Below are 26,481 nucleotides of genomic sequence, written 5' to 3' on the forward strand. Positions count from 1 at the left end.
CTGCCTGCGGCTCCGGCGCGAACGCCCGGGCCGCCTCGCCTGTTCAGAGCTTGATCCAGGTCGCCTTGAGTTCGGTGTATTTGTCGAAGGCGTGCAGCGACTTGTCGCGTCCGTTGCCGGATTGCTTGAAGCCACCGAAGGGCGCCGTCATGTCGCCGCCATCATACTGGTTGACCCAGACACTGCCCGCACGCAAGGCGCGGGCCACGCGATGGGCGCGGGAAAGGTCACTGGTCCAGACGGCGGCGGCCAGCCCATAGGGGGTGTCGTTGGCAATGCGCACGGCCTCTTCTTCGTCATCGAAGTCGATCACCGCGAGCACCGGGCCGAAGATCTCTTCCCGGGCGATGCGCATGACATTGTCCACCCCGTCGAAGATGGTCGGGGTCACGTAGCTGCCGCCGGTTTCGCTCAGGGCCCGCGCGCCGCCGCTCACCAGTCGCGCACCCTCGGCGCGGCCGGCTTCGATGAAGCCCAGCACGGTGCGCAGATGGCCCTCGTCCACCAGGGCGCCGACGCGGGTGTCGGGATTCAGGGCATGACCCGGCGCCCACGCCTGCAGCGCCTCCGCCACCAGTGCCAGGAAGCGCGCTTTAATCGAGCGCTCGACCAGCAGCCGCGACCCGGCGATGCACACCTCGCCCTGATTGAAGGCGATGGCTGCCGCGGCCGCTTCGGCCGCTGCCCTCAGGTCCGGGGCGTCGGCAAAGACGATGTTGGGACTCTTGCCGCCCGCCTCCAGCCAGACGCGCTTCATGTTCGACTCGCCGGCATAGACCAGCAGCTGCTTGGCGATGCGGGTGGAACCGGTAAAGACCAGGGTGTCGACGTCCGGATGCAGCGCCAGCGCCTGGCCGACGGTGTGACCGTAGCCGGGCAGCACGTTGAACACCCCCGCCGGGATGCCGGCCTCCAGCGCCAGGGCGGCGATACGGATGGCGGTCAGCGGCGATTTCTCGGACGGCTTGAGGACCACCGAATTGCCGGTGGCCAGCGCCGGCCCGAGCTTCCAGCAAGCCATCATCAGGGGGAAATTCCAGGGCACGATGGCCGCGACCACGCCTACCGGTTCGCGGGTCACCAGGCCCAGCTGGTCGCGCGGGGTGGGCGCCACCTCGTCATAGACCTTGTCAATGGCCTCGGCGCTCCAGCGCAGGGCGTTGGCTGCCGCCGGCACGTCGATGGCAAGCGAGTCGCTGATCGGCTTGCCCATGTCGAGGGTTTCCAGCAGGGCCAGCTCCTCGGCATGGGCCAGCAGTAGCTCGGCGAAGGCGATCAGCACCCGCTTGCGCTGCGCCGGCGCCTGATGTGCCCAGTCGCCCCGGGCGAAACTCGCCCGGGCGGCTCGTACGGCCAGTTCGGCATCCTCGGCCATGCAACTGGCCACCCGCGCCAGGTGGCGACCATCCACCGGACTCAGGTCGTCGAAGGTCGCACCGCCCAGGGCGGCCTGGTAGCGGCCGTCAATGAAGGCACGGGCTTCGACGGTCAATGCCTGGGTGCGTTGCTCCCAGTCCTGTTGCGTCAGCACGGTCATGATCACGCCTCCTAGACGGTATGCAGATACCAGTTGTATTCGAGATCGGAGATGGTGGTCTCGAACTCCTCCAGCTCGGCCTCCTTGCAGGCGACGAAGATGTCGATGTACTCGGGGCTGATGTACTGATTCATCACCGCGCTGTCGTCCAGCCGGCGCAAGGCATCGCGCAGGTTGTTCGGCAGGCTCTGTTCGAGCTGTTCGTAGGAGTTGCCGCTGACCGGAGCGCAGGGCTCCAGGCCCTGGGTCATGCCGTGATGAATGCCGGCGAGGATCGAGGCCATCATCAGATAGGGATTGGCATCGGCCCCGGCGACGCGGTGTTCGATGCGGATCGCCTCGCTACTGCCAGTGGGCACACGCACCGCCACGGTACGGTTGTCCAGGCCCCAGCTCGGGGCGTTGGGCACATAGAACTGGGCACCGAAGCGGCGGTAGGAATTGACGTTCGGACAGAGGAAGGCCATCGACGCCGGCAGGGTTTCCAGGATGCCGGCGATGGCATGGCGCAGCGGCGCATGGCGCTCGGGATCATCGGTGGCGAAAATATTCTGCCCGGTCTGCTTGTCCAGCAGCGAGATGTGTACGTGCAGACCGTTGCCGGCCTGACCGGGATAGGGCTTGGCCATGAAGGTGGAATCCATCTCATGGTCGTAGGCGATGTTCTTGATCAGCCGCTTCAGCAGCACCGCATGGTCGCAGGCCTTGATGGCGTCTTCGACGTGATGCAGGTTGACCTCGAATTGCGCCGGCGCGGATTCCTTGACGATGGCATCGGCCGGCAGCCCCTGCTCCTTGGCGCCTTCGAGCATGTCCTGCAGGCAATCCACATACTCGTCCAGGTCATCGATCAGATAGACCTGGGTGGAGACCGGTCGCTTGCCGGAGATCGGCGAGCGCGGCGGCTGCGGCCGGCCGTTCACGTTCTCCTGGTCGATCAGGTAGAACTCCAGTTCGAAGGCGGCGCAGATGGTCAGGCCCAGGTCGTCGAATTTCTTCACCACCCGCCGCAGCACCTCGCGCGGATCGGCGAAGAACGGCGAGCCGTCCTGCTCGTGCATGGTCATCAGCAGTTGCGCGGTCGGGCGCTTCTGCCAGGGCTCGTAGCTCAGGGTGCCGGGGATAGGAAAGCAGGTGCGATCGGCATCGCCGATGTGCAGGCCCAGGCCGGTGCTTTCCACCGTGGAGCCGTTGATGTCCAGGGCGAACAGCGAGGCCGGCAGATTGATGCCGCGCTCATAGACCTTGGACAGACTGGCCCGCTCGACGCGCTTGCCCCGGATGACGCCGTTCATGTCGGTGATCAACAGATCGACGTACTGGATTTCCGGGTGCTCCTTGAGAAAGCCGTTGGCTTCGGTGAGCTGGACGACGCGGGGGGATATCGAATTCATGGGAGGCATCCTTGACGCTGGCCCGCTTGGTTGTGCTTGCTCGTGCGGGTCTGGCAGCGTGGCTGTGGGCGGTGGTTGCTGCAGGCGCCGACCCTCTTTGCCAAGGTCCGCCCTTCCACCTGATTGCCCTCGACGGGCTGGGCCAGTATAAATTGGCATGAGCGCAACCCATATCGGCGAATCGGCAAAGGAAGAATGCACGGATGCAATATCAGATAGGCCATGCCGATCTCAAGCTGATCCTCGCCCTGGTGCGCGGCCGGACCCTGGCCAGGGCTGCCGAGCAGTTGCAGGTGGACGTCTCCACGGTCTTTCGCGCTATCCGCAAGCTCGAAGCCAATCTGCAGGTCGCGCTGTTCGACAAGACCCGCCGCGGCTACACCCCGACCCAGAGCGCCAAGGCCCTCGCCGAACAGGCCGAGCGCGCCGAACAGGCGCTGGAGGCGGCACGCATCGCCCTCACCCAGGGCGAGAACGTCATCAGCGGCACGGTCCGCCTGACCTGCACCGATGCCGTGCTGCGCAGCCTGCTCCTGCCGGGGCTCGCCGAGCTCATGCCGCGCTATCCGGCGGTCGCCCTGGAAGTCGCCACCTCCAACACCTTCGCCAGCCTGAGCCGGCGGGATGCGGACATCGCCCTGCGCCTGTCCAACGCCCCGCCGGAACACCTGATCGGCCGCCGGCTCGGTCGCAGCTCCTACTTCGTCTGCGGTCACGAGCGCTATCGCGCCGGTTACGGCCAGTTGGCCACCGAACTGCCCTGGATCGCCCCGGACGACTCCCTGGCCGATCACGTCTCGGTCACCTGGTTGCGCCAGGCCTACCCCAGCCTCACCCCGCGCTATCGCTGCAGCAGCATGTCCTCGGTCGGCAGCCTGGTCGGCGCCGGTCTCGGGGTGGCCGCCCTCCCCGACTTCATGATCAGCAGTCTGGACGGCGTCGAGCGCCTGGGTCCGGCGCTGCCCGGTTGCGACACCGATATCTGGCTGCTGACCCGCCCGGACAATCTGTCGCTGCGCTCGGTGCAGATCCTCTTCGATGAGCTGGCGAATCTGTTGAAAGCCCGGATAGCGGATGTTTGCCAGGCCTGACGCGAAGCGCTGGTTCGTTGATCGAAGAAGTCCTGCCCCTGAACCCTTCACCGTCTGGGTGCTATCAACGTCGAGCCTGGCTTGGGGTTTCGCCGAATCATTCACGATGGTTCCGCAGAAAGGGTGACTAGCACCCACCACCCTGTTCGCTGGCTATCCGCGGTGCTGCGTCAACCCCTGGAAGCAGCATTCTGACGCACGTCGTCGGCGACGAACCACCTCAACAAACCCGCTTGCCAGACGATATCGAGGGTCATGGTGGTCAGTTAACACGGAGACAAGGATGAGCAACCGCCTCGCCATACCCGACAATCCCGACCGCGATTGCCTGTTGAACATTCACCGGTTGCTGACGCGGAGAATCGATCAGCTCCGCGAAGTGGATATGGGCAGCCCGGAATTGCAGGACATCCTCTTTCAATTTGAAGCCCTGACGGCAGAAACCATCCAGCTGGTCGAGGAAGTCGCCGTAAGACTGGCGACCGAGCCGCATTAGCGGGCAGCGGCCGCAGTGTTCCAGGGCGACGAACTGTCCGGCGCGATCCCGGACAACCCGAGCGACGATAGCCGGCTCTGCCGCGCCCGAGTGTCAGCGGCCGCGGCAGACCCCGGTACTCCCCCGCACCACCAGTTCGAAGGGCAGCACCACCTCCCGGGTGGTGGGCGCCGCGCCGCTGAGGATCTCCAGCAGCAGGGCGACGGCACGCTGGCCGAAGGCCTCCGCCGGTTGGGCGATGGTGGTCAGCGGGGGATCGCTGTAGGCGGCGAAGGCGATGTCGTCGAAGCCCGCCAGCGACAGGTCCTCGGGCACTCGCAGGCCCGCGCCGCGAAGGCTTTGCAGGGCGCCGATCGCCATCTCGTCGCTGCAGCAGAACAGCGCGGTGGGCCGCTCCGGTAGCGCCAGCAGCGTCTTGGTCGCGGCGGCGCCGGCGGCCAGGGTGAAATCGCCCGGGTGCAGCAGATCCGGGTCCGGCGGGATGCCGGCCCGGGTGAGCGCCTCCTGGTAACCGGCCAGGCGCTCCAGGGTCAGCGGGCTGTCTTCCGGCCCCTTGATCAGGGCGATGCGTCTGTGACCGAGCGCCAGCAGGTGTTCGGTCAGGCTGCGGGCGGCGGCGCGATTGTCCAGCCGCACCTTGGGCCAGGTGTGCTCGGCGAGCACCTCGCAGGCATTCACCACCGGCGGTGCGTCGGCATCACCGGCGAAGGGATCGAAGGCGCGCAACTGGATCACCCCATCCGCCTGCCTCGCATAGACCAGTTCGGCGTACTCGCGCTCGCGGGCCTCGTCCCCCGCGGTATCGCACAGCAGCACCCGGTACCCCGCCGCCTGGGCCGCCTGCTGGATGCCGGCGATAACGCGGGCGAAGAAGCTGTTGGCGATCAGCGGCACCAGCACCACCAGGTTGCCAGTGCGGCGCGAGCGAAACTGCACCGCCATCCCGTTGGGCCGGTAGTTGGCCGCGGTCACGGCGGCCTGCACCCGTTCGCGGGTCGCTGGCGCCACCACCTCGGGATTCTTCAGGGTGCGCGACACGGTAGCGACCGATACCCCGGCCAGTTCGGCGACCCGGCGGATGTTGGACATGCGGCCTCGGTGAGCGTGGGAAAGGTTGTCACTGTGCGCAAAGCCCTGCGTGCGGGCAAGCCGTACGTCCGCCGGGCGCTTGACTAACGACCGCCACGGGCTCCAAATAACCGCAGATGTAACCGGTTACACTCAACACAACAATAAACCGAGGGTAAGAGGATGCAGGCGGAAACCGGCGGCAAGGTCCGCTACGGCATGATCGGGGGCGGCCAGGGCGCCTTCATCGGCGCGGCCCACCGGCGCGCAGCCGCCCTGGATGGCGCGCTCGAACTGGTCTGCGGCACCTTCAGTCGTGATCCCGCCAACAACGGCGCGACTGGACGGGAACTCGGTCTGGCGCCCGCGCGGGTCCATGCCTCCTGGCAGACCCTGCTGGCCGATGAAGCCCGGCTACCCCCCGAGCAGCGGGTCGAGTTGCTGGTGATCGTCACGCCCAACGACCTCCATGTGCCCATCGCCCAGGCAGCCCTGACCGCCGGCTTCCACGTCTTCTCGGAAAAACCCGCAGGCATCTCGCTGGCCGAGGTACAGCGCCTGGCGGACATGCTGGACGCCCTGCCCCTGCGCTACGCCCTGGCCCACAGCTACCTCGGCTATCCGCTGGTATGGGAGGCCCGCGAGCGGGTCGCCCGCGGAGAGCTGGGCGCCCTGCGCAAGATCCATGTGGAATACCCCCAGGGCTGGCTCGCCCAGGACCTGGCCGCCACCGGCAATCGGCAGGCGGCCTGGCGCGACGATCCGGCCGCCTCCGGCCCGGGCGGTTGCCTGGGCGACATCGGCACCCATGCCTTCAGCCTCGCCGAATTCATCGGCGGCCAGCCCATCACCCGTCTCAGTGCCCAGCTGCGCAGCCACCTGCCCGGTCGGCGGCTGGACGACGATGTCATGGTGCTGTTCGAAACCGCCGCGGGCGCCAGCGGCAGCCTGTTGGCCAGTCAGGTCTGCATCGGCGAGGAAAATGGCCTGCGCATCCGCCTCTACGGTGAGCGCGGCAGTCTGGAATGGCGGCAGCAGGAACCCAACAGCCTGCTGCAGCGCAGCCTCGACCAACCGCCACAGGACCTGCGCGCCGGCCTCGGTCTGCCCTGGCTGAGTGCCGGCACCCAGCAGCGCCTGCGCCTGCCCGCCGGGCACCCGGAGGGCTATCTCGAAGCCCTGGCCAATCTCTATCGCCAGCTGGCCGCGGCCATTCGCGATCCCGCCGATCCCGCGGCAGGCCTGCCTGGCATCCATACGGGCTGGCGCGGGCTGGCCTTTATCGAAACCGCCCTGGCCAGCCATCGGCGCCAGGGCGCCTGGACCCCCTTACCGACCCCAGGAGCCTGAACATGGCCGCCAACGCTCGTCCCGGCCTCAAGGGCCCGGCGATCTTTCTCGCCCAGTTTCTCGATGACCAGCCGCCTTTCGACACCCTGCCCAACCTGGCGCGCTGGGCGGCGGACCTCGGCTACCGGGGCATCCAGCTGCCGACGCTGGGCCCGCAGTGCCCGAATCTGGAGCGCGCCGCCGCCAGCCAGGACTACTGCGACGAACTGCTCGGGCAGTGCGCCGACGCCGGAGTGGCCATCAGCGAACTCTCCACCCACCTGCAGGGACAACTGGTCGCCGTGCATCCGGCCTTCAGCGAGGCTTTCGACGCCTTTGCCCCGCCGGCACTGCGCGGCCGCCCGGAAGAGCGCCAGGCCTGGGCAGTCAAGCAACTCAAGCTGGCCGCCAAGGCCAGCCGCCGCCTCGGTCTCAAGGCGGTGGCGAGCTTTTCCGGCGCCCTGCTCTGGCCCTATGTCTATCCCTGGCCGCAGCGTCCGGCGGGCCTGGTGGACGAAGGCTTCGCCGAGCTGGCCCGTCGCTGGCGCCCCATCCTCGACGTCTACGGCGAAGAAGGCATCGACCTCTGCTTCGAATTGCACCCCGGCGAGGACCTCCACGATGGCGCCACCTTCGAGCGCTTCCTGGCGGCGGTCAACGACCATCCCCGGGCGCGGATCCTCTATGACCCCAGCCATTTCGTCCTGCAGCGGCTGGACTACCTGGGCTTCATCGATCGCTATCACGCGCGCATCGGCATGTTCCATGTCAAGGATGCGGAATTCCGTCCCGATGCGCGCAGCGGCGTCTATGGCGGCTACCAGGACTGGGCCCAGCGGCCGGGGCGCTTCCGCTCCCTGGGCGACGGCCAGGTCGATTTCGGCGCCATCTTCAGCAAGCTCACCCAGTACGGCTTCGACGGCTGGGCGGTGCTGGAATGGGAGTGCTGCCTCAAGGACGCGGCCCAGGGCGCGGCCGAAGGGGCGCCCTTCATCCAGCGTCACCTGATCCAGCCGGCCACCCGCGCCTTCGACGACTTCGCCGGCAGCGAGGCCGATCCGGCGCGCAATCGGCGAATGCTCGGCCTGGAGTAAGGACCCCCTCGTTTTTTCGTCATATAACCCACAACAAGGAAACGACGATGAACGCACTTTCGCTACGCCTGAGCACCCTGATGTTCCTGCAGTTCTTCATCTGGGGCAGCTGGTTCGTCACCCTGGCGACCTTTCTCGGCAACACCCTGGGCGCCAATGGCGGCCAGATCGGCCAGGCCTTCGCCACCCAGTCCTGGGGCGCGATCCTGGCGCCCTTCGTGATCGGCCTGATCGCCGATCGCTACTTCAACGCCGAGCGTATCCTCGGCCTGCTGCACCTGGCCGGTGCGGTGCTGCTCTACCAGCTCTATGCGGCGGCCGATTTCACCACCTTCTATCCGCTGGTGCTGGCCTACATGCTCTGCTACATGCCGACCCTGGCGCTGGCCAATTCCGTGGCCTTCCGCCACCTGGCCGATCCGGCCCGGCAATTCGCCAGGATCCGCGTCTGGGGCACCCTGGGCTGGATCGCCGCGGGCCTCGCGATCAGCTTCGTCTTCGCCTGGGACAGCCGCAGCGGCATCGCCGCCGGCGCCCTGCGCAACACCTTCCTGCTCGGCGCCGCGGCCTCCCTCCTCCTCGGCCTCTACAGCTTCAGCCTGCCGCGCACCGCGCCGCTGCCGGCCACCCGCGGCGGACTCGGCGCGATGCTCGGCCTGGACGCCCTGCGCCTGCTCAAGGACCGCAGCTTCGCGGTGTTCTTTGCCGCCTCGGTGCTGATCTGCATTCCGCTCGCCTTCTACTACCAGAACGCCAACCTCTTTCTCGCCGAGCTGGGGGTGGCCAATCCCACCGGCATGATGACCCTCGGCCAGGTGTCCGAGGTGGGCTTCATGCTGCTCCTGCCGCTGTTCATCCGCCGCTTCGGCCTCAAGCGCACCCTGCTGGTGGGGATGCTGGCCTGGGCGGTGCGCTATGGCTGCTTCGCCCTGGGTGCCCAGGGTGATGCTCTCGCCTACCTGCTGCTGGGCATCGCCCTGCATGGGATCTGCTACGACTTCTTCTTCGTCTCCGGGCAGATCTATACCGACGCCAAGGCCGGCGCGGCAGACAAGAGTGCGGCCCAGGGCCTGATCACCCTGGCCACCTACGGCGTGGGCATGCTGGTCGGCTTTCGGGTGGCCGGGATGGTCTCGGATCACTATGCCAGCGCCGCCGGCCACGACTGGCAGGGCATCTGGCTGTTCCCGGCGGTGTTCTCCCTGGGCGTGCTGCTGGCCTTTCTAGTCAGCTTCCGCGACGCCCGCCCGGCGCGTGCCGGCGCGGCTGCGCCCGTGCGCTAGGACCTCTCGGTCGGTGGCCTGGCCTGGCCTGGCCTGGCCTGAATAGCGTCGGGCCACCCAAAGCGCCTTTCCCCAGATACTTCAGCTGGACCTATGGACCAGACGTTGCGCCTGTTGGTCTGCCCTTTCCGTTTCCCTCCCGCACCAGTCTCTCCACCAAGCCACGCCCTGCTGAACGCCTGGTCCGTCCGTCACCCATCACCGACCCTGCGCACTGACGTCTTTACCAACCCGTTCGGATATCTGGCAAGACCAATTCTAAAAAATCAAATTGGTCTTGCCAGGCATCCGAACGGGGGTGTAGCTTTCCCTGCCATGGATCTCACATAGGGCAACGACCCTAGAACAACAAAAAGAGAGAGCACCATGCTGGATACCCCATCGCCCCGCGGCGAAGGTGGCGGCCCCGTACCGGCCGCGCCCGCGCCCTGCCTGACGCTCGAAAACATTTCCAAGCGCTTTCCCGGCGTCGTGGCCCTCGACGACGTCAGCCTCAGCCTCTACCCGGGTGAAGTCCACGCCATCTGCGGCGAGAACGGCGCCGGCAAGTCCACCCTGATGAAGATCGTCAGCGGCCAGCAACCGCCGGACGAGGGGCGGATCCGCTATCTCGGCGAAGAGCGGCACTTCAAGTCCGTGTCGGAAGCCGAGCATGTCGGCATCGCCATCATTCACCAGGAACTCAACCTGGTGCCCCACCTCACGGTGGCGGAAAACATCTTCCTGGCCCGCGAGCCGGTGCGCTTCGGCCTGATCGACAGACGCAAGATGCAGGCGGACACCGAAGCCTGCCTGGCCCGCCTGGGCGTGGCCATCAGCCCCCGCGCCCCGGTGGCCAAGCTGTCGGTGGCCCAGCAGCAGATGGTGGAGATCGCCAAGGCGCTGTCGCTGGACGCCCGGGTGCTCATCCTCGACGAACCGACCTCCTCGCTGACCGAAAGCGAGACCCAGGCGCTGTTCAAGGTCATCCAGGACCTCAAGGCGCGCGGCGTCGGCATGCTCTACATCTCCCACCGGCTGGACGAGATGCGCCACATCGTCGACCGGGTGACCATCCTGCGCGACGGTCGCTACGTCTCCACCCAGCGCTTTGCCGACACCAGTGTCGACGCCATAGTGGCGGGCATGGTCGGGCGCTCCCTCGACGAGAAATTTCCGCCGCGCACCTCGGCGCCCACCGGCGAGGTGCTGCTGCGGGCGCAAGGCCTGAGCCGCAAGGGGGTCTTTCAGGACATCAGCTTCGAATTGCGCCGCGGTGAGATCCTCGGCTTCGCCGGCCTCATGGGCGCCGGGCGCACCGAGATCGCCCGGGCGATCTTTGGCGCCGATCGGCTGGATGCCGGCGAGGTGGAGATCAATGGCCGCGCGGTCACTATCCGCAGTCCGCGCGACGGCATCGACCAGGGCATCGCCTACCTGTCCGAAGACCGCAAGAAGGACGGCCTGGCGGTCAAGATGACCCTGGCGCACAACCTGACCCTGGCCAATCTGGATGCCCTCTGCGGGCCGCTGGGCTTCATCCGCTTCAAAGAGGAGGCGCGGGTCGCCCAGGACTACGTGCGGCGGCTGGACATCCGCACGCCCTCGATCGACAAGGTCACCCGCTACCTCTCGGGCGGCAACCAGCAAAAGATCATCATCGGCAAATGGCTGTTCCGGGACGCCCGGATCATGTTCTTCGACGAGCCCACCCGGGGCATCGACGTCGGCGCCAAGTACGCCATCTACGAAATGATGGACCAGTTGGCGGCCCAGGGCATCGGTGTCGTCCTGATCAGTTCGGAGTTGCCGGAATTGCTGGGCATGAGCGATCGGATCCTGGTCTTTCACGAAGGTCGCCTGACCGGTGACGTCGAGACCCGGGCCACCTCCCAGGACCAGATCATGCACTACGCCTCCGGCTGCACGTCGCACTGACGGCAGCTCGCCACGCGTGTCGAGCGAGACAGAGAAATGACCGAAAAACAAAAAGAATTTCTGCAGAAGTTTGGCGCCCTGGTCAGCCTGCTGGCCCTGATCGCGGTGTTTTCCTCCATGAGCAGTGCCTTCCTCAGCATGGGCAACGGCATGAGCGTGGCCTTGCAGGTCACCTCCATCGCCTTTCTCGGCCTCGGTGCGACGGCGGTGATCATCACCGGCGGCATCGACCTCTCGGTGGGCTCGGTGCTGGCCCTGGCCGGCGTGGCCAACGCCATGGCGGTCAAGGCCGGCGCGTCCATCGAGGTGGGCATCCTGGTCGGCCTGATCGTCGGCGGGATCTGCGGCGCGATCAACGGCCTGTTCGTGACCCTGGTCAAGCTGCCGCCCTTCATCGCCACCCTGGGCATGATGCTGGTGGCCCGCGGCCTGGCGCTGCGACTGACCGATGCCCAGCCCATCTCCGGCCTCGGCGCGGCCTTTGGCGTGCTCGGCAACGGTACCCTGGGCCGCATCGAACGCATCGGCGACGACGGCTTTCCCAACGTGATCTTTCCGGGCATCCCCTACCCGGTGATCATCATGATCGTCCTGGCCATCGCCCTGTGGCTGGTGCTCAGCCGCACCCGCCTGGGCCGCCACATCTATGCCGTGGGCTCGAACGCCGAAGCGGCCCGGCTCTCCGGGGTCAAGGTGCGTGCGGTCACTCTCTTCACCTATGTGCTGTCCGGCGTGCTGGCCGGCCTGACCGGCGCGGTGCTGATGTCGCGCCTGGTCACCGCCCAGCCGAACGAAGGGGTGATGTACGAACTGGATGCCATCGCCAGCGCGGTGATCGGCGGCACCTCGCTCTCCGGTGGCATCGGCAGCGTGTCGGGCACCCTGATCGGCGCCTTCACCATCGGCGTGCTGCGCAACGGCCTCAACATGCTCGGCGTCTCCAGCTTCACCCAGCAGATCATCATCGGCCTGGTGATCCTGCTGACCGTCTGTATCGACCAGCTCCGCAACCGCAAGAAGTGAACCCTCGATAACAACAACAAGGAACGACCGATGAAAAACTTCAAGAAAGTGGTCCTGGGTGTCGCCCTCTCCGCCGCGACCTCCCTGGCGCTGGCCGGTAACGGCGAGATCGCCGTCATCGTCAAGAGTGCCAACTCCAACTACTGGCAGAACGTGCAGAAGGGCGTGCAGGAGACGGCCAAGCAACACACCAGCTACAAGGTCACCTTCCAGGGACCGGCCTCGGAATCGGCGATCGCCGACGAGGTGAACATGGTGGTCAATGCCGTCAACCGCGGCGTCTCGGGCATCGTGCTGGCACCGTCCGACCCGGACGCCCTGGTGCCGGCCATCAAGCAGGCCTGGGAAGCCCATATCCCGGTGGTGCTGATCGACTCCTCGGTGGCGGAGAGCGGCGCGCCCTACTACCAGTCCTTTCTCTCCACCGACAACAACAAGGCCGGTGAGCTGTCCGCCCAGCGCATGATCGAGAAGGTCGGCAAGACCGGCAAGATCGCCATCATGTCCTATGTGCCGGGCACCGGCTCGGAAACGGGCCGGGTCGGCGGCTTCCGCAAATACCTGGAGCAGCATTCGCAGCTGACCGTGGTGGGCCCCTTCTATTCCCAGTCGCAGATGGCCAACGCCCTCAACCAGACCACCGACGTCCTGGCCTCCAATCCCGACCTCAAGGGCATCTACGGCGCCAACGAACCCACCGCGGTCGGCATGGCCCGGGCCATCGCCCAGTCCGGCAAGGCCGGCAAGGCCGGCAAGCTGCAGGCCATCGGCTTCGACGGCAACGAAGACCTGCAGGGCTTCGTGCGCGACGGCACCCTGGACGCCATCGTGGTGCAGAGTTCCTATCGCATGGGCCTGGAATCGGTCGCCACGGTGATCAAGGTCATCGAGAAGCAGAAGGTGCCCAAGTTCATCGATACCGGCGTCCTGCTCATCGACAAGGCCAACCTGGACAGCCCTGACGCACGCAACGTGCTCTATTGAGCGGAGGCCTGGCGATGAATCTCTCCGAACGGCGTCCCCTGGCGAAAAGCCCGCTGGCCCTGCCGGTGATCGGGCTCGGCTGCTCCCAGCTGGGCGGACTGTACCGGGACATGCCCCTGCAGCAGGCCGTCGACACCCTGGCCGGCGCCTGGCGGCAGGGCATCCGCTATTTCGATACGGCGCCCTTCTATGGCTATGGCCGCTCGGAGCATCGCCTCGGGGCCTTTCTCGACGAATTGCCGCGGGATGACGTCGTGCTCAGCAGCAAGGTGGGCCGGCTGCTCGCGCCCAACGGCAGCGAGCGCGCCAACGACGACGGCTGGGCCCGGCCACTGCCCTTCAAGCCGGTCTACGACTACAGCTACGACGCCATCCTCAGGTCCCATGAAGACAGCCTGCAGCGACTGGGGCTGGCGCGGATCGACATCCTCTATGTGCACGACATCGGCCGCCGCACCCATGGCGAGCGGCATGACCTGCACTGGCAGGCGCTGACCCGCGGCGGCGGTTTCCGCGCGCTGGAGGAGTTGCGCAGCGGAGGCCAGATCCAGGCCATCGGCCTGGGCGTCAACGAATGGGAGGTCGTGGTCGACAGCCTCGACGAGTGCCCGCTGGACTGCACCCTGCTGGCCGGTCGCTACACCCTGCTGGAGCAGGAGAGCCTGAGACCCCTGCTCGATCGCTGCCTGGCCCAGGGCCACGCCATCGTCGCCGGCGGGGTGTTCAACTCCGGGATCCTAGCCGGTGGCCAGCACTTCGACTATGGCGCCGCGCCGCCAGCGGTGGTGGCCAAGGTGCGGGCCCTGCAGGCTGTCTGCGCCGATTTCGCGATCCCGCTGGCCGCCGCGGCCCTGCAATTTCCCCTGGCGCATCCGGCGGTCGCCTCCGCGGTCATCGGCGCGCGCAGCGCCGAGCAGGTGGCCAGCAACCTGGCCTGGCTGCAGACGCCCATTCCGGCGGAATTCTGGAGCACCCTCAAGCAGCGCGGCCTGCTGGACGCCGATGCCCCCGTGGCAGGAGCCCCGGCATGAAATTGCACAGCCCTTGCCGCCCCGCTCCCGGGCGCCGGACGCTGACTGCCATTCCCGGCGCGCGCCGCACCATGAATCCAATGTGCATCCCGAGCGATGCGGAGTCTTCCTATGCTGACCGTCATCTGTGAAAAACCCGGCCTGCTGGTCTCCCGCGATACCCCCAAGCCCGCCCGTGGCGCAGGCGAAACCCTGATCCGTATCCGCCGGGTCGGCGTCTGCGGGACCGACCTGCACATCTACGAAGGCAACCAGCCCTATCTGGAATACCCACGGGTGATGGGCCACGAGATTTCCGGCGTCGTCGAGGAAACCGACGACAGCGGGCGCCTGCAGGCGGGGGACATCGTCTACGTGGTGCCCTATCTGTCCTGTGGCCAGTGCATCGCCTGCCGCCAGGGCAAGACCAACTGCTGCACCAAAATCGCGGTCCTGGGCGTGCATCGCGACGGCGCCCTGACCGAATACCTCAGTCTGCCCGACCGCTTCGTCTTCAAGGCCGAAGGCCTCACCCTCGACCAGGCGGCCATGGTGGAATTTCTCGCCATCGGCGCCCATGCCGTGCGCCGTTCGGGCCTGGGCCAGGCACAGCGCGTGCTGGTGGTGGGCGCCGGGCCCATCGGTATGGCGGCGGCGATCTTCGCCGGTATCGCCGGGGCCCAGGTCACCGTCCTGGACACCCGCAGCGATCGCCTGGAATTCTGTCGCCAGCACCTGCAGGTCGCGGCCACGGTCACCGTCGGTGACGGCGACAAGGACGAACTGGCGCGGCTGACCGATGGCGACTTCTTCGACGTGGTGTTCGACGCCACCGGCAACGCCCGCGCGATCGAGCGGGGTTTCGAATTCGTCGCCCATGCCGGCAGCTATGTGCTGATCTCGGTGGTCAAGGATCACATCCGCTTCGCCGATCCCGAGTTCCACAAGCGCGAGACCACCCTGCTGGGCAGTCGCAACGCCACCGCCGAGGATTTTCAGCACGTCGAGCGCTGCCTGCGCGAGGGCCTGATCCCGGACGCGGCACTCAATACCCACCGCCTGCAACTGGCCGAGCTGCCCAACCGTTTCGCCGAGCTGCTGGACCCGGCCCGGGGCGTTGTCAAAGCCATCGTCGAAATCTGAACGGTCTGATCGGCCGCCACCGGCCGAGGAGCGAGAACATGACACGCTACTGTCTGCTGCTGGACCTGCGGGACGACCCCGCGCTCATCGCCGAATACGAACGCCAGCACGCGGCGGTCTGGCCCGAGGTCATCGCCCACCTGCGCGAAGCCGGCGTCGCCAACATGACCATCTGGCGCCTCGGCTGTCGGCTGACCATGCTGCTCGAAGCCGGGCCGGGCTTCTCCTTCGACCGCCTGCACCAGCTGGAACAGCGCAATCCCAGAATCCAGGAATGGGAAACCCTGATGGCGCGCTATCAGCTGTCCTCGCCCGAGGCGGGATCGGAGAAATGGCAGCTGGCGACCCCGCTGTTCGAGCTGGCCGCCCTGCCCTGAGCCGCTGGCGCCGAACCGGGTAGCCCATGAGATACTGAAGCCCTTGAAGATGCAGGTTTCATCGATGACGCTGCCCACTGCCACCACCGAAAGAAAGCTCTACCAGAAGATCGCGGATCGCCTGCGCCAGCATATCCGCGAGGGCGCCATCGAAGCCGGTACCCGCCTGCCGCCGGAGCGCGACCTGGCGCTGTTGCTGGGCGTCTCCCGGCCGTCGCTGCGCGAAGCCCTGATCGCCCTGGAAATCGAAGGCAGCATCGAGGTCCGCCAGGGCTCCGGGATCTATGTGAACGCCGCGCTGCTGAACAATGGCGCCCGGACCTCCACCCTTGGCGAAAGTCCTTCGGAGTTGATGCACGCCCGGGCCATGATCGAGGGCGCGACCATCGTGCTGGCCTGTTCCCTGGGTGGCAAGGCCGATTACCGCTACCTGGCGAAGTGCATCCAGAACATGAGCGACAAGATCGCCCAGGGGCTTTCGCCCATGGAGGACGATCGCAAGTTCCACTGCCGCCTGGCCAGGATGAGCGGCAACTCCACCCTGGTGCGCATCATCACCTCGCTGTTCGACGAGCGTCACAGCCCCCTCTCCACCCACGTCGCCGAGCAGACCGAAAGCCAGAAGACCTGGGGCGTCGCCGTGGCCGAACACGAAGCCATCCTGCGTGCGGTGGAAGCCCGCGACCTGATCGGTGCCCAGACAGCCATGCGCCACCACCTGCTCTGTTCGGAAGCGCGCTGGCTCGAGGGCTTCGCCTCCAGCGAGGATTGAGGACCGTAGGCCGCCAGACATCCTCACCCCAGCAACAGCCGAATGGCCCGCTCGATCCGCTCCGCCGCCTGAGCCCGCAGTGCCCTGGGATCATCGCCCAGCAGCGCCCGCAACTGATGCGGCGCGAAGACCAGATCGATGAATCCCTCGAGCAGCCGCTCGACATCGTCCGGCTGATCCGGGCCCGCCTCGATGGCCTGTCGCACCCGCAGGCGACCCGCCTCCCAGCCGATCCGGGTCGCCTCGGCCGCTACTGCCGGAAAGCGATCGGCCGTGGCGATCACCAGGCGCATCATCGCCAGGGTTTCCGGCCGCGAGGCGTGCTCCAGCATGTCCTGACCGGCCAGCCGCAGACGCTCCGCGAGCGGCAGGCCGGAGGGCACGGGTTCGAGCTGCGGCAGGGTTGCCGAATGACGGCGGATCACCGCCTCGAACAGCTGATCCTTGTTGGCGAAGCGCGTATAGAGGCTGGCCTTGCCCGCACCGGCCAGCCGCGCCACCGCCTCGCAGGAGGTCCCGGCAAAGCCCTGGGCGAGGAAGAGTTCGAAGGCAGCGTCCAGCAGGCGGCGATCGACAGCGCCGGCCTCTTCGCGCCGGGGTCGCCCGCCGCGTGGTTTGGTCATTTCGGTCATGGGCGAACCTTAAGCGGATTGACAGCGCCTGTAAACTGAACGATAACGTTCAGTTATTCGACTGCGCCCTTCCTTGCGAGGCTCTCCATGACCGATCTCATCCAGCCCTTTCCCATCCACGTACCCCAAGCCCAGCTCGATGAGCTGGCGGCAAGACTCCGGCTTACACGCTGGCCCGACCGCGAGACCGTCCACGATGGCAGTCAGGGGCCGCAACGGGAGCGCCTGCAGGCCCTGGTGGAGCGCTGGCGCGGCGGGTACGACTGGCGGGCGGCCGAGACCCTGCTGAACGGCTGGGGCAGCAGCCGCACCGAGATCGACGGCCTCGGCATCCACTTTCTGCATGTGCGCTCTCCCGAACCGACGGCTACACCCCTGCTGCTCACCCACGGTTGGCCAGGCTCTGTGCTGGAGTTTCGCGACGTGATAGGGCCGCTGAGCGATCCAGTCGCCCATGGCGGTGAAGCCGCGGACGCCTTTCACCTGGTCATTCCCGCGCTACCCGGCTTCGGCTTCTCGAATCAGCCCAGCGAGCCCGGCTGGGGAGTGAGCCGCACCGCCCTGGCCTGGATCGAACTCATGCGCCGACTCGGCTACGGCGATCACTGGCTGGCCCAGGGCGGCGACTGGGGCGCCGCGGTGACCACCGCCCTGGCCCATATGCGCCCGGCGGGCCTGGCCGGCGTGCACCTGAACATGGTGATGTTCCAGCCCACTGCCGAGGAGGTCGCGGCGGCCACGCCGGACGAGCAGCGGATGCTCGCCGACGCCGCCCGCTACGAGCGTGAATACTCGGGCTACATGAAGGTGCAGACCACCCGCCCGCAATCGGTGGGCTTCGCCCTGGCCGATTCGCCGGTAGGCCTGGCGGCCTGGATCTACGCCCTGTTCCAGGACGTCTCGGACAGCGCGGGCGAACCGGAGTGCGTCCTGCCGCTGGATCATCTGCTCGATGACATCATGCTCTACTGGCTGCCCAATGCCGGCGCCAGTTCGGCGCGTTTCTACTGGGAGGCCAGGCGCGAGATGGCGAACGGCATGGCCAGCGCGTTGCTGCCCCTGCCCGCGGGCGTCAGCATGTTCCCTGGCGAGCAATTGCGGCTGTCGCGCCGCTGGGCCGAGCGGCGCTTCGCCGATCTGCGGTTCTTCGCGGAAGCCGATCGGGGTGGGCACTTCGCGGCGATGGAGAATCCGCGAGAATTCGTCGGTCACCTGCGGGAGGCCTTCCGGACGATGCGCTGAGGGCGCGCTCCATTGACTGCAAGCAGGGGATCTCGCGCATTGTCGCTACCTCACCCCAGGGGCACCGACAGACTCGATGCCCTTGAAGCCTAGGGCGCTGTCCTAAGGCTTTTCCTCTGCGCATGAAATGAGCACACCCGCGCTCAAGATCATCAACATTCCACCCCAGGTAAAGAGGTCTGGGATCTCCTGGAATAATAGATATCCCCATAGACAGGCGAAGACCAGATAGGCGTAGTCGAAGGTACCGACCAGCGCCGCCGGGGCGATCTGATAGGCTCTGGCGGTGGCCGTATTGATGAAGACCAAAGCCACGGCGTAGCAGACGATGAAGGCCATCTCCTCGCGACCAAGTGGCTGCCAGGGAGACAATAGAAAATCGGCCTGAGCAGCCACCGCCTTACTGACCGCGAGCGAGGCCAGACCTCCCAGGCAGGCCGCTACCAAAAAGGCGATATTCAATCCCAGGGCCAATACCAAAGGGTGTTCGTTGCGGCAGTGTCGACGCGTGACCACCATTGCGAGCGCGTAGAACAGCGCACCAATGACCGGTAGCAGCGTGGCAGGAGAAAAGGCGTCCGCGCCTGGGCGTAGTACCAGGGCCACGCCGGCAAAGCCGACGCCTACCGCAGACCAACCCAGCCTGGACAGGGACTCACCGCCATAGCAGGCCGCTAGAAGCGCGATGAAAATGGGGGTCGTATAGATAGCGACGGCCGCTACTGACAGAGGAATGAAAGGAAGCGCAGCGTAATAGCTGATCCACATCAGCAAGAGCAGAATACTTCTGGCCATCACCCAGCGGATCGAGCCTATCCCTAGGCGACCGGCCTTGAAGCGGCCGATCGCCCAGAAGCCAATCGCGGGCACCGAAAGGCAGGCTACTGCAAGAAAAAGCTGCCAAAGCGGTAGTCGAGCACTAAAGTATTTGACCGCAGCATCCACCAGGGACAGGACAAAAACCGCCGCGACGATCAGGCTGATTCCCTGGCGGACGCGGTCGTTGCCGACATCCTTTTGTGCCATCCGTAAGACCTCTCTCTGAAGCCGCGCCGCTAAGAAGCATCGCGTTCCAGAGATGCCTCATAGTGACTCGGGTCGCCCCTGGACACCATCAGTGGCGCACTATGAAAGTCCTTGTCTTTACCGTCGTTGCTGTCACAGCAAGGTACTTCCAGTGTATCCCGAGGGTGCCACGCCATGTTGGCGTGGGTGGCGGAGCGGTAGCTGCCGCGAGTGCTAGGCATTGCGCGCCATGACCGCATAGAGCCCACCCTGTTTCATCAACTCTTCATGGGTGCCCTGCTCCACCAGTTGCCCGGCCTGGATGACCAGAATCCGATCCGCCTGCCTGACGGTGCTGAGGCGATGGGCGATCGAAATCAGGGTCCGCGGCCCCTCCAGCGAGGCCAGGGCCGCGGCCATCGCCGCCTGGGTGCTGCTGTCCAGGGCGCTGGTCGCTTCATCCAGGAGAATGATCGGTGGATCACGCAGCAGCATACGCGCCAGGGACAGACGCTGGCGCTCGCCACCGGACAGCTGATAACCCCGGTCACCGACCCCGGCCCCCAGCCCCTCGGGAAGCCTGCGCACCGTGGCATCCAGTTGCGCCCTTTCCAGCGCCCACCAGAGTTCCGCCTCGCTCGCGTCGGGCCTGGCGAAGCGCAGGTTGGCCTCGATGCTGGCGTTGAGCAGGAATGTATCCTGGGTCACGATGCCGACCAGGCTGGCCAGCGTCGCGAAGCTCAGCTCGCGGCTATCGATGCCGTCGTAGCGGATACACCCCTGATCGGCGTCGTACAGGCGCGCGAGGAGATAGGAGATGGTGGTCTTGCCAGAGCCGGTGGGGCCGACCAGCGCCGTGTGCTTTCCGGCCGGTATCTCGAACGTCAGATCCTTGAGTACGGCGCGGTCGCCATAGGCGAAGCTGACGTTCTCGAAACGGATGCCCTGCTGGAAATCCTGCCGCGCAAGAGTCGTCGGTGAGCTCGCCTCGACGACCGTCGCCGGCGTATCCAGATAGCTGAACACCCGCGCCAGCAAGGCGCGTCCCTTGGCGAATTCGATCCGCGTCTCAAAGATCTCCAGCAGCGGCCAGAGCAATTGCTCCTGCAAGGCGATAAAGGCCACCAGGGTGCCAATGGACACCTGCAGCCCCAGGCCGATGAACAGACCGCCGCCCAGGAAGGTCAGCGCCGGCAGCAGATCCAGCGCCAGGAAGACGAGCGCGAATTCCCATTGTCCCGCCGTGCTGGCCTGGGTTTCCAGGCGCGCCAGCTGCGCGGAGTCACGCTGAAAGCGCTGCACGAGATAGTGCACGCGGCCCAGGGTACGCGACAGGATGATGCCGCCGGCCGACAGGGACTCGGCGATGTTGGCGGAAAGGTCCGCCACCTGCTCCTGTTGCCGGTAGGTCACCCGCTCCCGCAGCTGGGCGACGCGGCCATTGATCCAGACCAGCAAGGGAATGACGGCGAAGGAGACACCCGCCAGGCGCCAGTCCAGCAGCAGCATCGCCACCAGGGTCGCCGCCACGACGCTCAGGTGCTTCGCCAGATCCGTGGCGGAGTGGGTCAACAGCGTCTGCAGACCGGCGATGTCGCTGGACAGGCGCGCCTGCACTTCGCCCGCGCGGGTACCGGCGAAAAACGCCAGCGAGAGGTTTTGCAGGTGGCCGTACAGGCGGGTCCGCAGGTCGTGCATGACGCTCTGGCCCACCCGAATCGCGACATAGGTCTGGGTCAGGTTGGCGATGGCATTGAACAGCGCCACCCCGACCAGACCGGCGGCCAGATAGACCAGCAGCGTCAGGTCCTTCGCCGGCAAGGCATCGTCGACGATGCTGCGGATCAGGAAGGGACTGGTCACGCCGCTGATCCCGGCGACCGCGATCAGCAACACCACCAGCACCAGTGCGGCCCGGTGCGGAGCCAGTAGTTCGAGAATCCGCGCGAAGGTGACATGACGCCTGGCCAGGTCACCATAGTCGTCGAGGGTCTCGGTTTCAGCCGGCGATCGTGGGGAAGAAGAGGAACTGGACATTTGTTTGCTTTCAGGTCGGTCAGAGGAAGGAACGGACTCAGGTCCGCGTCATCGGGTGCCAAGGAGGCCTTGAGCTGCTGCTGGTCAGGACACGAGGGCGTCGGTCAGCCGGATGTCGAAGCGCGCACCGCCTCTTTCGCTTTGCGCCAGCGCCAGCTGCCCGCCCTGCTTCTCTATGGCGCGACGGCTGATCGACAGCCCCAGGCCAAAGCCGCCGGTGGCGCGATCCCGACTGCGATCCAGGCGATAGAAGGGCTCGAACACCCGCTCCCGCTCGCCCGGCGGAATACCCTCGCCATCGTCCTCGACGGTGATCAGCAGGGTGTCGGCGTCGCGGCCAACGGTCAGCCAGACCCCTCGCTGGCAATCGCGCAGAGCATTGCCAATCAGGTTCTGCAACGCGCGCGCCGTGAGTCTAGGTGCCAAGAGGGCTTGCTCGGGCGCAGCGGCCATGTCCAGGCTCAGAGTGACGCCACGCCGTTCCTGTTCCTCGCTGAAATCCGCCAGGACACTGTCCAAGAAGGCACCGAGCTTGAGCGCCTGACGCTCGGGTGCCTGCTGACTGGACTGCAGGCGGGCGTAGGAAAGCAGCTCGTTCACCAGCGCATCCAGTTCGCGCACGTGGCGAATCTGCTGCTCCAGCTGTCGCTGTGTTTCAGCGGGCAGCGGGTCGGCCTGCATTAGGGCCAGGCCGAATTCCAGACGGGACAGTGGCGTGCGCAGCTCATGGGAGACCGCATTGAGCAGGTCGCGCTGCTGGACAATCAGGGTTTCGAGATCCTGGGCCATGTCATCGAAGGCCCGCGCCAGCTGGCCGATGTCCGAGCGCGGCGAGATCGCGGTACGCTCCTGCAGATGCCCCTTGCCCAGGCGCGCCGCCGTGCGCCTGAGCCGCTCCAGATCACGCCAGTGCGGCCGCAGCCAGACATACAGACAGATGAGCAGCGCCGCACCGATCAGGGCGTTCATGGCCCAATAGGTCAGGGCTATGTCGGTCGGAACCTCGGCGAAGCCGACCCAGAGGACGTGCCCGCCCTGCAGGGGGATCAGGGCCACGCTGGGATCGCCATCGTCGGTCAGGCGGACGCGCCGTTCGCCTTTGGCCAGACGGTGGCGCTCGGCGCTCGTCAACTGGGGATCGCTCTGCAGCCCCAGTTGCAAGGTGACGGGCGCGATGTCGGCGTTCAGCTCAGCCAGCAGCGCCGGCCAGTGGGCGAATGGCGTTTCCACGAAGGTCCGCTCCACCAGCTTCAGCGGGCCATTCATCTGCTCCAGACTGACGCGGCTATAGCGATCACTGAACATCTGCTGCAGGGCTTCCGGGACCAGATAGCTGGCTGCGCCATAGGTCACCAGCAGCACGCAATAGAGCCTTATCAGGATCTTGAGCATCTAGCAGGACTCGACGCCGCGGCGCGGTCGTCCCTGCGGGTCACATCCGGACCGTTTTGCCAGCCTGAACGACGGCCAGCACGAGCCGTGGCCCGCGCCTTCCTGGCGCGGGCCAGGCAAGGTCACGAACGCGTATCGGCGACGCTGGTCGGTGGCCACCGGCGCGGCAGGGGTGATGACGTTTTCGACGCTGAAAAAGAGTTTCACAGATAGGTCCCGGGACAAGGAGGCGGCGAGCATAACGGAGCGCCAAGCCCTCAAGGTCAGCCCTTAACACTCTTTCACAAGAGACCTACAGACCTTTACAAGGCCGCCCAGGCGGGCCCTCTACCATGGCGTTCTCCACGAGGACGTCCGATGTTCCACTACCCACTCTTCCCTTCCTGCCAACCCGGAAAAAAGCGGATCCAGATGCCATCACGCACCTTGGCTCGGCCCCGCTGCCCATCCCTGTCCCTGGGCAAACGGCCCGCGGCAGGCAGGCTCGTCATGACAGGAGTGACCGTCATGGCCCTGAGTGTCCTGCTCGCGGGTTGCTCCCTGGCACCCCGCCATGAACGACCGCAGCCGCCGGTCCCGGAGCGCTATCCCGTGCTGACGGCGTCCGCGGACCTGTCGCCTCACCGCCAAAGCCTGTTCGCCGATCCGCACCTGCACGCCTTGATCGATCAGGCCCTGGACGGAAATCGGGATCTGCGGCTGGTCGCGCTGGATATCCAGGAAGCGCGCGCCCGCTATCGCATCAGCCGTGCCGACCTCATGTTCGAACTGGGTGCCACCGCCAGCCGGACGCGGGAACGGACCGGGAGCCTGGATAGCGCCTCGCGCACCGATCAGCAGCGAAGCGGCAGCCAGACGGCCAACAGATACAGCGTCGGGTTGGGTACGAATGCCTACGAACTCGATCTGTTCGGCCGGCTGGGGAATCTGCGCGATGCGGCCCTGGACGAGTACCTGGCCCAACGCGATACGCGCAGCGCGGTGGAGCTGTCACTGATCGCCGAGGTGGCGACGGCCTATCTGAATCAGCGCGCCCTGGATGAGAGACTGCTCGTGAGTCGCAGCACTCTGGAAAGTCGCCAGCGAGGCCTCGCCCTGATGGAACAGCGCCATGCCGCCGGGGTGAGTTCGGCGCTGGACCTGGCCCAGGCTCAAACGGCGCTAGAGACCACCGAAGCCGATCTCGCCGTCCTGGAACGGAATCGGGCACAGGCGGACAACAGCCTGCGCCTGCTGCTCGGCGGAGAGCCGCGCGGCGACCTGCCCGCGCCCTTGCCGCTCGCGCGCCAGGGTCTCGACCTGCCCGTCCCGGCGGGCTTGCCCTCTGACCTGCTGCAACGCCGTCCGGACATTCGCGCGGCCGAATACCGCCTGCGGGCGGCCAACGCCAACATCGGCGCCGCTCGGGCTGCCTTCTTCCCGCGCATCACCCTGACGGCCAGCGCCGGCTACCTGAGTTCCGACCTGAACGGCCTGTTCAACCCCGGCAATCAGGTGTGGAGCTTCGTCCCCCAATTGCAGGTACCGCTATTCGACGGCGGTCGTAACCGCGCCAACCTGGACCTGGCGGAGGTGCGGCGCGATCAGGATATCGCTCGCTACGAGAAGAGCATCCAGGTCGCCTTTCGCGAGGTGGCCGATCAACTCGTCGCCGAGGCGCCCCTGAGACGGCAGCTCGCGGCCCAGCAGCGCCTGCATGACATCACCGCGCGCAGTGTCGAGCTGGCGAGCGAGCGCTATCGGCAGGGGCTCGACAACTACCTGAATCTGCTCGACAGCCAGCGCAGCCTCTACCAGGCCGATAACGCCCTGATCGAAATCCGGCTGCAGCTGATGATCGCCCACGTCGACCTGTTCCGGGCACTGGGCGGCGAATGGGAGCGGAGCGGCGAAGCGGATCTTCCCGCTCCACCCGCTGCGACCCCGTCGCCCATGGCCTCGCGTTAACACTTGTTTACCGGCCTTCATGAGGTTTTACACGGGCCGTTCTACCGATCGATATCCTGATTCACAGGCGCCATCCACCGAGCGCGCGCACACAAGAGGAGACGCTAGTGAGGCACGTCGTAAAAAGCATCGGCTTCATCGCCATGATACTGGGCGTGGCGGCCGTACTCGTGGGGTGGCTCATAGACCCTACCGTCTCCTTGAACAACGGCATCAAGCTGGTTTCGATAAAGCGCGAGTTCCTGCAAACCGACTTCTTTCTCTGGGGCGCCATGTTGTTTGCCGCCGGCTTCAATGGCTATTCACTGCATACCGATCTCTGAGACCGACGCGACCTTTCCTTGCGTCGATCCACGGGAATACGTCTCCGCTCCCAGGACATTTCACGAGCCTTGGCCATGCGCTCCTTCAGCGTCTCGATGATTTTGCTGCTGGCCTGCCTGTCCACCGTGCTCGGCCTGGTCGACCTCGACGAGGCCGACGTGATACGGATCGCCATCTATAGAGGTCCGGCCACGTACGAGGGTTGTGCCGAGGCGGTAAAGGATGCCATCGAACGGCTTGGGTCGGCCTACCAGGTTGATTTCCTCGGCCCGGACGAACGCCTGGATGTTTCCAGCGCAAACCTGCAGCGCTACGAAGCCTACGTCCAGCCGGGGGGTGGTCAGGACATACCGGCCGCCCTGGCCAGTCTGGGCAAGGACAGGATCGCTGCCATACGCGCCTATGTCGCCCAGGGCGGTCAGTATCTCGGAATCTGCATGGGCGCCTACCTCGCGGATGCCGACAATCTCGGCCTGCTCGATGCCGAGCTGGATTCGGAGGTTGGCCGCCCGGGCTTTCCGGTCACCTCCATAGACGACAGCGTGGTGCTCCTGAGGTGGGGCGGTCGTGAAGATCAGGTGTTCTTCCAAGATGGCCCCTATCTACCGTCTGGATCGGGCGACGGTTTTCGCGTGATCGCCAGCTATGGCAATGGTGACATCGCTGCGGCGCGCTACCGGTTTGGCGCAGGCGTCGTGGTCTTGAGCGGCCCCCATCCCGAAGCCGATGAGTCCTGGTTTCAGGAGGCGCACCTGTCCATGAGCCGGTTTCCCAGAGGCGAGCCGTTCAGGACCCTGTTCGATGCCCTCGACTTCTGACAGCCACCACAGGCCCTCACGGGCAGGCTGAGCCAGGATTGCCAACAGTTGCCTTTCTGTCCGTCTCCCGGCACGGTGATCCGCCCACTCGATCGGGACGCTCACCTTGACCCCTACCCTGCACATCGCCGCCGCCATCCTCCTGAACGACCGCCAGCAGGTGCTGCTGGTGCGCAAGCGGGGCACCACCGCCTTCATGCAACCGGGCGGCAAGGTAGACCCGGGGGAGCAACCCCTGGAGGCGCTGATCCGCGAGCTGGAGGAAGAGCTTGGCCTGGTCATCACGACAGAGGCTGCGACCTTTCTCGGCAACTACCAGGCGCCGGCCGCCAATGAACCCGGTTTCAGGGTCGATTGCGCGCTGTATCAGGTAGCCATGGGCGCGGAAGTCCAGGCGGTGCCTGCCGCCGAAATCGAAGAGGCGGTGTGGGTAGCCGTAGACGAACCCGGCGATCTGCCGCTGGCGCCCCTGACCCGCGACGTGATTCTTCCACTGCTGGGGAGGCGACTGATGCACCCTTAGCGAGCAGCCCTGCGCCTTGGCCCCGAATTTCAGCTTTGCCAGG

Annotated in this window: 24 protein-coding genes; 17 read left to right on the forward strand and 7 right to left on the reverse strand. The window is 66.2% G+C overall.

The features are described 5' to 3' along the window. Positions 1-43 precede the first annotated feature (43 nt). Both PVZ72_RS13360 and PVZ72_RS13365 read right to left on the reverse strand, forming a co-directional pair. Positions 44-1,537, reverse strand: coding sequence for an aldehyde dehydrogenase (locus PVZ72_RS13360; RefSeq protein ID WP_273862152.1), 1,494 nt, complete (start codon positions 1,535-1,537; stop codon positions 44-46). A gap of 11 nt (positions 1,538-1,548) precedes the next feature. After that, entirely contained in the window at positions 1,549-2,931 is a 1,383-nt protein-coding gene (locus PVZ72_RS13365; protein WP_273862153.1) for a glutamine synthetase family protein, read from the reverse strand. Positions 2,932-3,134: 203 nt separating this feature from the next. On the opposite strand from PVZ72_RS13365, the gene PVZ72_RS13370 reads away from it, so the two are divergent. Next, complete coding sequence (locus PVZ72_RS13370; RefSeq protein ID WP_133860896.1) at positions 3,135-4,022, forward strand: LysR family transcriptional regulator; 888 nt, start codon at positions 3,135-3,137, stop codon at positions 4,020-4,022. 283 nt (positions 4,023-4,305) lie between these two features. After that, the gene (locus PVZ72_RS13375; protein ID WP_133860897.1) at positions 4,306-4,518 is read left to right on the forward strand and encodes a hypothetical protein; all 213 of its coding nucleotides are present in this window, start codon (positions 4,306-4,308) and stop codon (positions 4,516-4,518) included. A gap of 93 nt (positions 4,519-4,611) precedes the next feature. On the opposite strand, the gene PVZ72_RS13380 is transcribed toward PVZ72_RS13375, so the two are convergent. After that, the gene (locus PVZ72_RS13380) at positions 4,612-5,607 is read right to left on the reverse strand and encodes a LacI family DNA-binding transcriptional regulator (RefSeq protein ID WP_273862154.1); all 996 of its coding nucleotides are present in this window, start codon (positions 5,605-5,607) and stop codon (positions 4,612-4,614) included. Positions 5,608-5,769: 162 nt separating this feature from the next. Between PVZ72_RS13380 and PVZ72_RS13385 the strand changes: the two genes are divergently transcribed. The 10 genes from PVZ72_RS13385 to PVZ72_RS13430 all read left to right on the forward strand — a co-directional run bounded on the left by PVZ72_RS13385 (position 5,770) and on the right by PVZ72_RS13430 (position 16,518). Next, complete coding sequence (locus PVZ72_RS13385) at positions 5,770-6,936, forward strand: Gfo/Idh/MocA family protein (RefSeq protein ID WP_273862155.1); 1,167 nt, start codon at positions 5,770-5,772, stop codon at positions 6,934-6,936. Between the two features lie 2 nt (positions 6,937-6,938). Continuing rightward, complete coding sequence (locus PVZ72_RS13390; RefSeq protein ID WP_273862156.1) at positions 6,939-8,009, forward strand: sugar phosphate isomerase/epimerase family protein; 1,071 nt, start codon at positions 6,939-6,941, stop codon at positions 8,007-8,009. Between the two features lie 47 nt (positions 8,010-8,056). Further along, on the forward strand, positions 8,057-9,292 hold the full coding sequence (locus PVZ72_RS13395) for an MFS transporter (protein ID WP_273862157.1): 1,236 nt from the start codon (positions 8,057-8,059) through the stop codon (positions 9,290-9,292). Positions 9,293-9,658: 366 nt separating this feature from the next. Next, entirely contained in the window at positions 9,659-11,209 is a 1,551-nt protein-coding gene (locus tag PVZ72_RS13400) for a sugar ABC transporter ATP-binding protein (RefSeq protein ID WP_273862158.1), read from the forward strand. 36 nt (positions 11,210-11,245) lie between these two features. Next, positions 11,246-12,232 carry an ABC transporter permease gene (locus tag PVZ72_RS13405; protein WP_273862159.1) on the forward strand — a complete coding sequence of 329 codons (987 nt, stop codon included), beginning with the start codon at positions 11,246-11,248 and terminating at the stop codon, positions 12,230-12,232. Between the two features lie 30 nt (positions 12,233-12,262). Beyond that, on the forward strand, positions 12,263-13,216 hold the full coding sequence (locus tag PVZ72_RS13410) for an ABC transporter substrate-binding protein (protein ID WP_273862160.1): 954 nt from the start codon (positions 12,263-12,265) through the stop codon (positions 13,214-13,216). 14 nt (positions 13,217-13,230) lie between these two features. Beyond that, a complete protein-coding gene (locus PVZ72_RS13415) occupies positions 13,231-14,247 on the forward strand; it encodes an aldo/keto reductase (protein WP_273862161.1) in 1,017 nt (338 codons plus the stop codon). A 111-nt stretch (positions 14,248-14,358) separates the two neighbouring features. Next, on the forward strand, positions 14,359-15,369 hold the full coding sequence (locus PVZ72_RS13420) for a zinc-binding alcohol dehydrogenase family protein (RefSeq protein WP_273862162.1): 1,011 nt from the start codon (positions 14,359-14,361) through the stop codon (positions 15,367-15,369). Positions 15,370-15,407: 38 nt separating this feature from the next. Beyond that, positions 15,408-15,746, forward strand: coding sequence for an L-rhamnose mutarotase (locus PVZ72_RS13425; protein ID WP_187979547.1), 339 nt, complete (start codon positions 15,408-15,410; stop codon positions 15,744-15,746). A 64-nt stretch (positions 15,747-15,810) separates the two neighbouring features. Beyond that, positions 15,811-16,518 carry a FadR/GntR family transcriptional regulator gene (locus tag PVZ72_RS13430; RefSeq protein ID WP_158897078.1) on the forward strand — a complete coding sequence of 236 codons (708 nt, stop codon included), beginning with the start codon at positions 15,811-15,813 and terminating at the stop codon, positions 16,516-16,518. A gap of 23 nt (positions 16,519-16,541) precedes the next feature. Here PVZ72_RS13430 and PVZ72_RS13435 read toward each other — a convergent pair whose 3' ends face one another. After that, positions 16,542-17,150 (reverse strand): TetR/AcrR family transcriptional regulator, encoded by a 609-nt coding sequence (locus PVZ72_RS13435; protein WP_273862163.1) that lies wholly within the window; start codon positions 17,148-17,150, stop codon positions 16,542-16,544. Between the two features lie 87 nt (positions 17,151-17,237). On the opposite strand from PVZ72_RS13435, the gene PVZ72_RS13440 reads away from it, so the two are divergent. Continuing rightward, entirely contained in the window at positions 17,238-18,392 is a 1,155-nt protein-coding gene (locus tag PVZ72_RS13440; protein WP_187979549.1) for an epoxide hydrolase family protein, read from the forward strand. A 102-nt stretch (positions 18,393-18,494) separates the two neighbouring features. Here the strand turns inward: PVZ72_RS13440 and PVZ72_RS13445 are convergent, their stop codons facing one another. The 3 genes from PVZ72_RS13445 to PVZ72_RS13455 all read right to left on the reverse strand — a co-directional run bounded on the left by PVZ72_RS13445 (position 18,495) and on the right by PVZ72_RS13455 (position 22,826). Beyond that, positions 18,495-19,418 (reverse strand): DMT family transporter, encoded by a 924-nt coding sequence (locus tag PVZ72_RS13445; protein WP_187979550.1) that lies wholly within the window; start codon positions 19,416-19,418, stop codon positions 18,495-18,497. A 213-nt stretch (positions 19,419-19,631) separates the two neighbouring features. Continuing rightward, positions 19,632-21,434: an ABC transporter ATP-binding protein gene (locus tag PVZ72_RS13450; RefSeq protein ID WP_273862164.1), complete on the reverse strand. Its 1,803-nt coding sequence runs from the start codon at positions 21,432-21,434 to the stop codon at positions 19,632-19,634. Between the two features lie 84 nt (positions 21,435-21,518). Next, entirely contained in the window at positions 21,519-22,826 is a 1,308-nt protein-coding gene (locus tag PVZ72_RS13455; RefSeq protein WP_273862166.1) for an ATP-binding protein, read from the reverse strand. Positions 22,827-23,333: 507 nt separating this feature from the next. On the opposite strand from PVZ72_RS13455, the gene PVZ72_RS13460 reads away from it, so the two are divergent. The 4 genes from PVZ72_RS13460 (at position 23,334) to PVZ72_RS13475 (ending at position 26,438) form a co-directional block, all read left to right on the forward strand. Further along, positions 23,334-24,773: an efflux transporter outer membrane subunit gene (locus PVZ72_RS13460; RefSeq protein ID WP_252977144.1), complete on the forward strand. Its 1,440-nt coding sequence runs from the start codon at positions 23,334-23,336 to the stop codon at positions 24,771-24,773. 107 nt (positions 24,774-24,880) lie between these two features. Continuing rightward, positions 24,881-25,096 (forward strand): hypothetical protein, encoded by a 216-nt coding sequence (locus tag PVZ72_RS13465; protein WP_133860929.1) that lies wholly within the window; start codon positions 24,881-24,883, stop codon positions 25,094-25,096. Positions 25,097-25,171: 75 nt separating this feature from the next. Beyond that, positions 25,172-25,915, forward strand: a complete 744-nt coding sequence (locus tag PVZ72_RS13470) for a BPL-N domain-containing protein (protein WP_187979553.1) — start codon at positions 25,172-25,174, stop codon at positions 25,913-25,915. Between the two features lie 106 nt (positions 25,916-26,021). Further along, the gene (locus PVZ72_RS13475; RefSeq protein ID WP_273862168.1) at positions 26,022-26,438 is read left to right on the forward strand and encodes an NUDIX hydrolase; all 417 of its coding nucleotides are present in this window, start codon (positions 26,022-26,024) and stop codon (positions 26,436-26,438) included. Positions 26,439-26,481: the final 43 nt, after the last annotated feature.

This window comes from Pseudomonas sp. LA5 (assembly GCF_028640825.1).
Classification (GTDB): domain Bacteria; phylum Pseudomonadota; class Gammaproteobacteria; order Pseudomonadales; family Pseudomonadaceae; genus Chryseomonas; species Chryseomonas aestiva.

Bases quoted from the DNA above. Each gene is read 5' to 3' on its own strand.
- PVZ72_RS13360 (WP_273862152.1), bottom strand. From the start codon at position 1,537: ATGACCGTGCTGACGCAACAGGACTGGGAGCAACGCACCCAGGCATTG.
- PVZ72_RS13420 (WP_273862162.1), top strand. From the start codon at position 14,359: ATGCTGACCGTCATCTGTGAAAAACCCGGCCTGCTGGTCTCCCGCGAT.
- PVZ72_RS13385 (WP_273862155.1), top strand. From the start codon at position 5,770: ATGCAGGCGGAAACCGGCGGCAAGGTCCGCTACGGCATGATCGGGGGC.
- PVZ72_RS13435 (WP_273862163.1), bottom strand. From the start codon at position 17,150: ATGACCGAAATGACCAAACCACGCGGCGGGCGACCCCGGCGCGAAGAG.
- PVZ72_RS13390 (WP_273862156.1), top strand. From the start codon at position 6,939: ATGGCCGCCAACGCTCGTCCCGGCCTCAAGGGCCCGGCGATCTTTCTC.
- PVZ72_RS13430 (WP_158897078.1), top strand. From the start codon at position 15,811: ATGACGCTGCCCACTGCCACCACCGAAAGAAAGCTCTACCAGAAGATC.
- PVZ72_RS13405 (WP_273862159.1), top strand. From the start codon at position 11,246: ATGACCGAAAAACAAAAAGAATTTCTGCAGAAGTTTGGCGCCCTGGTC.
- PVZ72_RS13370 (WP_133860896.1), top strand. From the start codon at position 3,135: ATGCAATATCAGATAGGCCATGCCGATCTCAAGCTGATCCTCGCCCTG.
- PVZ72_RS13470 (WP_187979553.1), top strand. From the start codon at position 25,172: ATGCGCTCCTTCAGCGTCTCGATGATTTTGCTGCTGGCCTGCCTGTCC.
- PVZ72_RS13425 (WP_187979547.1), top strand. From the start codon at position 15,408: ATGACACGCTACTGTCTGCTGCTGGACCTGCGGGACGACCCCGCGCTC.
- PVZ72_RS13450 (WP_273862164.1), bottom strand. From the start codon at position 21,434: ATGTCCAGTTCCTCTTCTTCCCCACGATCGCCGGCTGAAACCGAGACC.
- PVZ72_RS13415 (WP_273862161.1), top strand. From the start codon at position 13,231: ATGAATCTCTCCGAACGGCGTCCCCTGGCGAAAAGCCCGCTGGCCCTG.
- PVZ72_RS13395 (WP_273862157.1), top strand. From the start codon at position 8,057: ATGAACGCACTTTCGCTACGCCTGAGCACCCTGATGTTCCTGCAGTTC.
- PVZ72_RS13365 (WP_273862153.1), bottom strand. From the start codon at position 2,931: ATGAATTCGATATCCCCCCGCGTCGTCCAGCTCACCGAAGCCAACGGC.
- PVZ72_RS13455 (WP_273862166.1), bottom strand. From the start codon at position 22,826: ATGCTCAAGATCCTGATAAGGCTCTATTGCGTGCTGCTGGTGACCTAT.
- PVZ72_RS13375 (WP_133860897.1), top strand. From the start codon at position 4,306: ATGAGCAACCGCCTCGCCATACCCGACAATCCCGACCGCGATTGCCTG.
- PVZ72_RS13380 (WP_273862154.1), bottom strand. From the start codon at position 5,607: ATGTCCAACATCCGCCGGGTCGCCGAACTGGCCGGGGTATCGGTCGCT.
- PVZ72_RS13410 (WP_273862160.1), top strand. From the start codon at position 12,263: ATGAAAAACTTCAAGAAAGTGGTCCTGGGTGTCGCCCTCTCCGCCGCG.
- PVZ72_RS13445 (WP_187979550.1), bottom strand. From the start codon at position 19,418: ATGGCACAAAAGGATGTCGGCAACGACCGCGTCCGCCAGGGAATCAGC.
- PVZ72_RS13440 (WP_187979549.1), top strand. From the start codon at position 17,238: ATGACCGATCTCATCCAGCCCTTTCCCATCCACGTACCCCAAGCCCAG.
- PVZ72_RS13400 (WP_273862158.1), top strand. From the start codon at position 9,659: ATGCTGGATACCCCATCGCCCCGCGGCGAAGGTGGCGGCCCCGTACCG.
- PVZ72_RS13460 (WP_252977144.1), top strand. From the start codon at position 23,334: ATGGCCCTGAGTGTCCTGCTCGCGGGTTGCTCCCTGGCACCCCGCCAT.